General features: G+C 39.0%; 8 protein-coding genes and 1 tRNA gene. 5 read left to right on the top strand and 4 right to left on the bottom strand.

What is annotated here, in order from left to right:
- Positions 1-1,194: 1,194 nt before the first annotated feature.
- A tRNA-Leu gene (locus ACFIL3_RS07895) sits at positions 1,195-1,279 on the bottom strand.
- A gap of 221 nt (positions 1,280-1,500) precedes the next feature.
- Here ACFIL3_RS07895 and ACFIL3_RS07890 point away from each other — a divergent pair.
- Both ACFIL3_RS07890 and ACFIL3_RS07885 read left to right on the top strand, forming a co-directional pair.
- A complete protein-coding gene (locus ACFIL3_RS07890) occupies positions 1,501-2,106 on the top strand; it encodes a YqaA family protein (protein WP_273790911.1) in 606 nt (201 codons plus the stop codon).
- Positions 2,107-2,118: 12 nt separating this feature from the next.
- Positions 2,119-2,691, top strand: a complete 573-nt coding sequence (locus ACFIL3_RS07885; protein ID WP_375668247.1) for a disulfide bond formation protein B — start codon at positions 2,119-2,121, stop codon at positions 2,689-2,691.
- Here the strand turns inward: ACFIL3_RS07885 and ACFIL3_RS07880 are convergent.
- Entirely contained in the window at positions 2,688-2,822 is a 135-nt protein-coding gene (locus ACFIL3_RS07880; protein WP_375613250.1) for a hypothetical protein, read from the bottom strand. The two genes, ACFIL3_RS07885 and ACFIL3_RS07880, sit on opposite strands and share 4 nt — an antisense overlap.
- Positions 2,823-2,986: 164 nt before the next feature.
- Between ACFIL3_RS07880 and ACFIL3_RS07875 the strand changes: the two genes are divergently transcribed.
- Positions 2,987-3,511: a type II toxin-antitoxin system PemK/MazF family toxin gene (locus ACFIL3_RS07875; RefSeq protein ID WP_375682029.1), complete on the top strand. Its 525-nt coding sequence runs from the start codon at positions 2,987-2,989 to the stop codon at positions 3,509-3,511.
- Between the two features lie 1,072 nt (positions 3,512-4,583).
- On the opposite strand, the gene ACFIL3_RS07870 is transcribed toward ACFIL3_RS07875, so the two are convergent.
- Both ACFIL3_RS07870 and ACFIL3_RS07865 read right to left on the bottom strand, forming a co-directional pair.
- Positions 4,584-4,784, bottom strand: coding sequence for a hypothetical protein (locus ACFIL3_RS07870; protein ID WP_375631973.1), 201 nt, complete (start codon positions 4,782-4,784; stop codon positions 4,584-4,586).
- A 289-nt stretch (positions 4,785-5,073) separates the two neighbouring features.
- A complete protein-coding gene (locus ACFIL3_RS07865) occupies positions 5,074-5,718 on the bottom strand; it encodes a hypothetical protein (RefSeq protein WP_375682028.1) in 645 nt (214 codons plus the stop codon).
- Between the two features lie 1,069 nt (positions 5,719-6,787).
- On the opposite strand from ACFIL3_RS07865, the gene ACFIL3_RS07860 reads away from it, so the two are divergent.
- Both ACFIL3_RS07860 and dut read left to right on the top strand, forming a co-directional pair.
- A complete protein-coding gene (locus ACFIL3_RS07860; RefSeq protein WP_375611594.1) occupies positions 6,788-7,597 on the top strand; it encodes a VIT1/CCC1 transporter family protein in 810 nt (269 codons plus the stop codon).
- Positions 7,598-7,856: 259 nt separating this feature from the next.
- A partial coding sequence (gene dut, locus ACFIL3_RS07855; RefSeq protein WP_375682027.1) for a dUTP diphosphatase occupies positions 7,857-8,261 on the top strand: 405 nt, incomplete at its 3' end.

Here is an 8,261-nt window from a genome sequence, read left to right as displayed (position 1 = left end):
TTGGGGGATATTGGGCGGGCTTCTTTGGGCTCCTCCTCATGGAATGCCCTTAAATCTCAAGCAAGACAAACACTGAAGAATATCCAACACACACCGAAAAAAATACTGTAACGTTTCAAGGAAGTATGCCCTATATGACCACACTTCAAACAACAGTATTTTACCGCTATTATATGCCAAGAGTGGAGAGAGAATATTGCGGTTCTCTGTTTATGTAATTTCTATAACGGGGAGACAGCTTCATTTAGGGAGCACATGAAGTTGTCAAGGTAAAAACCAATTTCCAATCTTACCATTTCCCTCTGCTTTACGACTTTCAAAAGCCTCTAAAGCATAATCTTTTAAGCCTCTCATGCTCCTGTCTTTTAAAGAGAGGAGATTACACATTGCCCCATGTTTTTGTTTCTCACATATCTTTTTGGCGATCACGCCCCTCATGTCATACGACAACGCTTCAAACCAAACACACTCAAATTCAAGACACTTTGGTTGCCAATTCACATGCGTGTTTTAAAGAAACAGCTCTAAAAACCCTCAAGCCCATTTTGCGAAAGCACCTACAAGAATATAAAATCTATAAAGCCTCTAAAGCACTATTTTTTAAGCCTCTAAAGCTCCTGTCTTTTAAAGAGTGGGGATTACGCACTACCCCATGTTTTTGTTGCTCACATATCTTTTTGGCGATCACGCCCCTCATGTCATACGACAACGCTTCAAACCAAACACACTCAAATTCAAGACACTTGGATTGCCAATTCACATGCGTGTTTTAAAGAAACAGCTCTCAAAACCCTCAAGCCCATTTTACGACAGCACCTACAAGAATATAAAATCTATAGAGCACCATCTCTACACTTCATAAAAGTGCAAGCTGGCACCATCCATCATACACTTTACCTCCAATGATGCCCTTGAAACGGCATAAGAGGCATTTTTATTCATTTTTTGTAAAATTTCACTCCACGCGAGAGCTCATCTAGCTTGTAACGTACGAGCGACATGATTTTGGTTGATTTACTATAAGCAGACTTGAAATGAGAGAATCCTACGGTATTCGAGGTTTTTCATTCAACATGCAAAACATTGAACACGGTCTATAAATCCCATGTTTTATAAATCCCATGTTTTATAAATCCCATGTTTTATAAACCAAAGTGATGCGCCATAACAGGATAAAGGGAAATATTTATGAAGTGGTGCGGGTGGTCGGACTCGAACCGACACTCCTCTCGGAACCAGATTTTGAGTCTGGCGCGTCTACCAGTTCCACCACACCCGCACACTGCTATAAAAGACAGGACTATAAAAGACAGACTTGTCGATTATTCTTTTGCACTATATGAAGAAGAACAGATTCGTCAACAGAAGACTTCTCATTTTTTAAGAATTCATATCATTTTCTTATCTATTTTATGAAATACTTTCTTTATTGGATTTCTCTACCGGATTTATAGCAATCTCATTTGTAAAGTCTTTACCTCTTAAACTTATAAAAGCCTCATGATATTAAACAAATTAAAGCTTTGGACGATTTCTTTAGCAAATCGGCGTACAGCACCACACTGGCTTGGTTTCATTGCCTTTATTGAAAGTTCTGTTTTTCCAATTCCCATAGATGTTTTATATATTCCGATGCTTCTTATCCATCAAAAACGGGTTTATCGCTATGCTTTGATTGCGACAATCTGTTCTGTATTAGGAGGCATTGCCGGTTGGTTTATCGGACATTTTGCCTATGATACCCTTGCCAAACCCATTTTAGAAATTTATGGTAAGGTTGAAAGTTTTGAATCTCTGAAAAATAGTGCAACCCTGCAGTTTCTCATCATTTTACTGATAACATCAGGTTTTTTTCATCTTCCCCCCATCAAGATTGTCACAATTTTGGCCGGTGTTATGAGTGTACGTCTTGAACTTTTCATGCTTATTTGTATTTTTTCTAGAGGCGCTCGTTTTTATCTTCTCGCGTGGCTGATTAAACATTTTGGACAAAAAGCAATGAATTTTCTAGTACAGCATTTCAAATGGATTGTTCTCATTGGTTGTGTTAGCCTCCTTTTAATTTATGGGATTTTCATAGCTTTTTTAAACAGGAAGCTTTTATAAGGAACAGACTTAATGGCATGCGTTTTGTCTTCTCACCCACTTTTACACAAACACCTTCATCTTGAACCCAGCAGAAAAGAACAAAGTTTATGGGCTTTTTTTCTCGCTTTTTGCTTGTCTGCCACAATAGGTATTGCCCTTGGTTTTGAATATTTCGGAGGATATCTTCCTTGCGATTTATGTCTCATAGAGCGTTTTCCTTATTATGGAGCCATACCATTTTTGCTCTTAGCAGGTTTTGGGGCATATTTTTTTCGCATAACTGCTTGGATACAACTTTTGTTTTTGTGTGTTTTTGTCTTAATGTGCATCAGCCTTGTTTTAGCCGTTTATCATGCGGGTGTTGAATATGGCTTTTGGGAAGCTCCCCTCAGCTGTGGTTTAAGCGCAGTGAGAAAAACCTCAGACATTAACCAGCTGCTTAACCAATTAAATAGCATTCATCCCCCTTCTTGTTCTGAAGCATCCGCACGCTTTCTTTTTCTTTCATTTGCCGGTTGGAATGTCGTCTCAAGCCTATTTTTCTCCCTTATAAGCCTCTATATTACTTCAAAAGGGCTCCTTTCAATCCATAAAAAACTCTAACCATAAAATAGAAACGAAACCGCGTGCACTCGTTCTCTCCAATCGCTTTCCCCTACCAACAACCCTCCAATCACCAATCCCCACCCAAAACCACCCACCGCCAAACCAACCCACCCACACCAACGAGTCACCAACATCCCTCCTCTAGCGTTGTACTCAAAAGACAAAAATAAGCAGAGACATCCATTTTATGGTTTCACCTCTCTGTACTTATAAGCAACATTTTGATAAAAACTCGTGATAGAAAAGCCGTAAAATAATAAGTGAGGGGACCAATAAATATAAATGGTCTGCTATGGCTGAAGATAAGAACACAGAGCCTTCTACCCTATCACCTATTTCCTTAGATATAACCAAACTTGAAGAACCATGTGTTATGATGGAACATGATCATAATGCATGGCGTGAGCATATAAAAGAAAGGGGTTTAAATGCGCCTTACGAAAAACCACCTCATATAAAACCACGAATCAAATCGGCACCACGCATCAGACAAGTTTTTTGGTGTGATTTTCCTCATGATTCGATACTCCCTGAATTTTGGAAAAAGCGGCCTGTTTTAGTGCTTTCTAAGAATGCAAAATTATATGGAAATGTGACAGTTTTACCTTTTTCAACGAAATCACAACCCAATAATCCCGCTGCGTATCCAATACAATCTCCTATAGAGAATAAAAAAGCATGGATTATCTGCAATTATGTCACAACAGTTTCTGTAAGTCGTTTAAGTTGCTCACGTACCGTTCCAAGATTATCCTGCGAAGATTTTCATAAAGTTGTAGCTCTGATGCTCAAATATTTACCGCATTTACACTATTGACTTTTGAGAAAAATAAGTGTACCTATATCAGCATACACGGCATCAGTAATGGTGGCCGCTTCCCCGCAAGGGGAGATAGGAACGAAGGAGTGGGAAACCGCTCCTTTCGTCATTTTTGGTATTTTTTTGAAAACTGCCATTTTTTGCAACCTTCCCTAGAACATATCCAACATTCATTCTCCACCGTTGTTGTTTTGAAATATCTGCGATTTGGGGTAAGCAGAAGACAATATCCACACCTTGGATCCGGTAAAGTTTCCCATGGAGATTACCGAGATATTGTACATACTTATCATTTCATTGCACAAAAAATCGTGCTGCCGTTGCTTAAACTTTATATGATTTTCCGCAATGGGAATATCTTTCCAAGATTGAAAAAAAGCTTCGCTTTATATGACCACACCTCAAACGATCGTATTTGACGAGATAACAAAGAAAATTCTCTAATAAACTAGAAATCAACCCCCAATCGATTTCTATCTCTTCACCAATAACAATTGTTTATTGCCCTAACCGCATTATTTCACCTGTCACACGACCCAACATAGCTTTTACAGATAGATTTTCTTCCCCTTTTCCGAGAAACGATCTATGCTATTTTGGGATTTACTGCTAAATTGCGTATGCTTGCACTTTGAATACCTTTCTCTCACCATATAAAAGGTAGATAAAAAAATAATTTCGTTTATCAGCTTTATTTTAAAGACATACCTATTTTTTACAGGATACGTTTTCCTTTCTATCAGCCCTATCGCATTTAATACACTTGTCGTTTCTAAACATGAACAACCAAGCATCACAATGAAGCAATAGACACCCATCACTTTCATGGGCACTTGCATTGACAAGAGATAAACAAGAGCATTGATCACCACACACGGAGCAAAAGTCTATAGCGACTACGCCATAGACTTTCGCCACGCAAGGGTTATTCTTAAAGCATATTTATGATGAGATAATCATTTATGACATCCTTTTTGTTACGCCAAAGAACGGGTTTTGCTAACGAGTTTTACTATTGTGCAAATTTTTCAAGAGAAATCCTCATTCGCTCATAGATGACAAGATTTCTTTATGGAGAGCGCACATGACGCTCAGCTTTGACCTTTTCCATAACAAGGGTAAGTTCAAACTTTAACCAACACGACAATACACCTACTCTAAACGATTTATGTACCACCTCATCGGCAACAGGCTGCTCCAATATCGGTGCATTGACTTGAGGATTTTTTGCACTTCCACGCACCGTAAAAAAAGAAAATATTTTTCTCATGTTGCATTCTCATTTCAATTTATAATGGATTTTAAAAGTGCCCCAAAAAATCAAACAAAAATAGAGAGGTAAGTTACGAAAACTACAGGGTAAATTTTACTGCCCAAAATGTCTATTTTCCCCCGCCTGAACAGTCAGAGGAACACTATAAAAATTATTTTTATTGAAAAACAATTACTTATAATCTAGGGAAGAAAAGTAAAAATCTCCCCCAGAAAAAGAGATTACCTTCAAAATTATCAAAAAAAGCAGCACAATTTTAGTGATCTTTTTATTTTTTTTCTTTTGATCAAAGAGAGCTGGCAGGTGTCTTAGGCGCCCCTCCGGTAGGTTCCCAATTCGCAACAGCCGCTAATTCCTCAATAAGCTTCTCTCTTGGTAAATTATCATCATCCACCAACTTGTACTGAACGGCATGTTCACTAAGCCACTTTATAAGCGTTCCTTTAACAGTTTTACCACCCTCAGCCTCACTCACCGCTTCCCATGCCGCAACAATAGCAGCAAGCTTTGGAGCATAACGTGGATGCGTTGGATCTTGAAACGCATAATATTTCTGATCCTTAGTCTCAGCAGAATCATCCTCAGGAAAAAAAAACGCAGGACGTAGACCACGCGACGAAAGCCATTCTTTTAAATCATCAACGAGAACATATGAGGAATATGTCTCTATATAATTAGAAAAACTCGACCATTCTATCTTTAATTGATCGTCTTTTCCTGCCTGAACTATGGCATTATAAGCTCCTCGGAAACAAGCAGTTTTCTCTGATGATACGGAAAGGTTATCTTCGTAAATATCACTCTTTTCTGGTTCCATTTCATCGTGAAACAAACACTTTCCTGGATTTAATCCAACTATTAAAAGCGCTGCCTGCGGTATTGTTAGTTTGTGCAAACCCAAAAACCATTCTAAACTATCATCAATGTCCATAGAGTTCCTCTTTTTTCTGCACAATTTCGCTCTTTTTTAAAAACATCAAAAACGTTTGTTAACGCGTAGAGATTATGCACTTCTCACATTTCAATTCATCCCATACTTTAAATAAAAACACAGCACCCACACTCCTCCTTGTGATACACAAGAAAATGATTTGAATTGATTTAAGATAAGAAGTTTTGAAGTGAGAGAATTTTACTGAATTTTGGGCTTTCATGCAAGATATCAGGCCAGTTACAAGGCGATAAATGCCCCTTCATAAAGCATAAATTTTTATGCGTGATCAAACAATTTGATATGATAATATCTCTGTCATTTATGCACTCCCACCTTTATCTGTCCCCGCAATTACAGCACAAAAGATAATTCGTTACACGCTAAAAAATCCACCTAAATGCAAAAGCTGTAACAACGCTCAAATGCGTGTAAATATCATAAGAATACTGTCTTACACCTCCACAAGCAGAATGAGTGGCGTAAAACTGTACAATAAAATGTCATGCCTATAATGAACAGTGCTAAAGACTGTCGCAACACTGGGAGCTAAGGTGTATGATGATGCCGGCTTGCTCTTTTATGAAGCGTAAAGATTAAGAAGACTCAATGGAGTTTATATTATTTCATGGAAATTTTGCCGCTCTACCCTTCTATACTCTTCACGGGGGCCCCCTCGCGAAATGGGCTTTTATCCCTTGAATAAAGATCTCCTTTAAAGAATCATTTCAAATTCTAAGAGCTGTACAGTCTTTTGAACGCATCGAATGAAGATGATGCTAGCTTATTCCTTTCCTATATTCTCGAGCATCAATACATTGAAATGCTCCATTCAAACGCCCCTTTAGCAAAATAAAGCACATTGTCTCTTAAATTTTTTCACGTAATCATTTCTTTCATGCGCCCCTGTCGTCTCCATTTGATAAATCTCCTTGTACTTTCTCAGCATCCCATCACCTTTTTTCTCAGTGCAACCTTTTTGCAATTTTTCAGTTTTGAACTTTTAGATTGACTTTCGGTTTATTTTTCTTATGTTTTAGAATTATTCTAAAGTGCAGAGGAACAGAAAATGTTGAGATCGTTTTTTTCATTTGTACAACGTAAAGCTCTGTCCTTTCGTTCAGCACAAAACGTGATACTTAAAGCGCTCAAATTAAAAGAGCAACATGCGGCGCTCTATTTAAAATATGCAAAAGCTCTAGAACCTTATTCCTCTAAGGAAGCCGCGGTTTTTACCGCCATGGGGCTTCAAGAGCTTAAAAATTATAAGCAACTTTTGTGCCTTTCTTGCCATAATCGTGCAAACACTATCGGTTCATTATGTGACAAAACTTCTCTTGTGAAAGGCAAGAACCGCCATCCCTCCCAAAAAACAACAGCGGCAAATCACACCATAAAAAAGCCTTCGAAAACGCAAAGACAAACACTTTTGACTTGGATTCAACCAGGTCTTGCAGGGTTAATGGATGGCTCTGTCTCTACCCTTGCCCCCATTTTTGCCGCAGCTTTTGCCACGGGAGACACGCATCAAACTTTTTTGATAGGGCTCTCAGCTTCAATTGGTGCGGGACTTTCAATGGGTTTCACAGAAGCAGCCCATGATGACGGCAAATTATCAGGGCGTGGTTCGCCATTAAAAAGAGGCCTTGCCAGCGGCATTATGACCACATTAGGAGGATTAGGCCATACGCTTCCCTATTTAATCAACTCTTTTTATGTAGCGACAATTATTGCTTTTATCATTGTTTTTTTCGAACTAGGCGCCATCGTCTGGATTCAGAACAAATTCATGTCAACTCCCTTTTGGCGCGCTTCTTTACAGGTTATCATTGGGGGAGCTCTGGTTTTTGCCACGGGTATACTTATCGGTAGTATCTAAAAAATCTTATCTGTAACCATAATTTAGATCTCAAATAAGCGCATGCCCCTAGGCATAAGCCATCCTTGATGATGCCATTATTGAAAAATGCCTTTGATGATGTTAGGTGGTGTTGTGGAATATTTTAGGTCAGCCAAAGATGATAAGCAAGCTCTGGGGACAACCTATATCCACACACCTTTATCGACTTGGTTTTATAGATATCTTTTGTTAAAGTATCATTTTCTTCTAGACCTCATATTTTGGAAATGCCTCGATCATGTCGCACACTGAAACAAACGCCTCTCTAAACAACCATCCTGTCTCTTCTCAATCTTCACATGCCCAGACTTTATTTGTTCAGCGTCTTGCACACGGACAAGGTTTAGAACTTCCTTGCTACGCGACAGCGGGTTCTGCGGGTCTTGATCTACGGGCAGCAATTGGAGAAGAAGAAACGCTTGTTCTTGCCCCTGGGCAGCGGGCACTTATTCCAACAGGTCTCATTTTTCATTTATCTCTTGGGTTTGAAGCACAAATACGTCCACGCTCTGGCTTAGCCTTAAAACACGGCATCACATGCCTCAACACTCCAGGAACGATTGATAGTGACTACCGTGGTGAAGTCAAAGTCCTTCTTATCAATTTAGGCCAAGAAGACTTTTCAATCCAACGGGGCATGCGC

Source organism: Bartonella sp. CE47NXGY, assembly GCF_042195415.1.
GTDB lineage: Bacteria > Pseudomonadota > Alphaproteobacteria > Rhizobiales > Rhizobiaceae > Bartonella.
Note: the sequence above shows the minus strand (reverse complement) of the source record. Positions and strands in the feature narration are given on the sequence as shown.

Excerpts from the sequence above, each read along its gene's own strand:
- ACFIL3_RS07890 (WP_273790911.1), top strand. The coding sequence starts at position 1,501 with ATGATATTAAACAAATTAAAGCTTTGGACGATTTCTTTAGCAAATCGG.
- ACFIL3_RS07885 (WP_375668247.1), top strand. The coding sequence starts at position 2,119 with ATGGCATGCGTTTTGTCTTCTCACCCACTTTTACACAAACACCTTCAT.
- ACFIL3_RS07875 (WP_375682029.1), top strand. The coding sequence starts at position 2,987 with ATGGCTGAAGATAAGAACACAGAGCCTTCTACCCTATCACCTATTTCC.
- ACFIL3_RS07870 (WP_375631973.1), bottom strand. The coding sequence starts at position 4,784 with ATGAGAAAAATATTTTCTTTTTTTACGGTGCGTGGAAGTGCAAAAAAT.
- ACFIL3_RS07865 (WP_375682028.1), bottom strand. The coding sequence starts at position 5,718 with ATGGACATTGATGATAGTTTAGAATGGTTTTTGGGTTTGCACAAACTA.
- ACFIL3_RS07860 (WP_375611594.1), top strand. The coding sequence starts at position 6,788 with ATGTTGAGATCGTTTTTTTCATTTGTACAACGTAAAGCTCTGTCCTTT.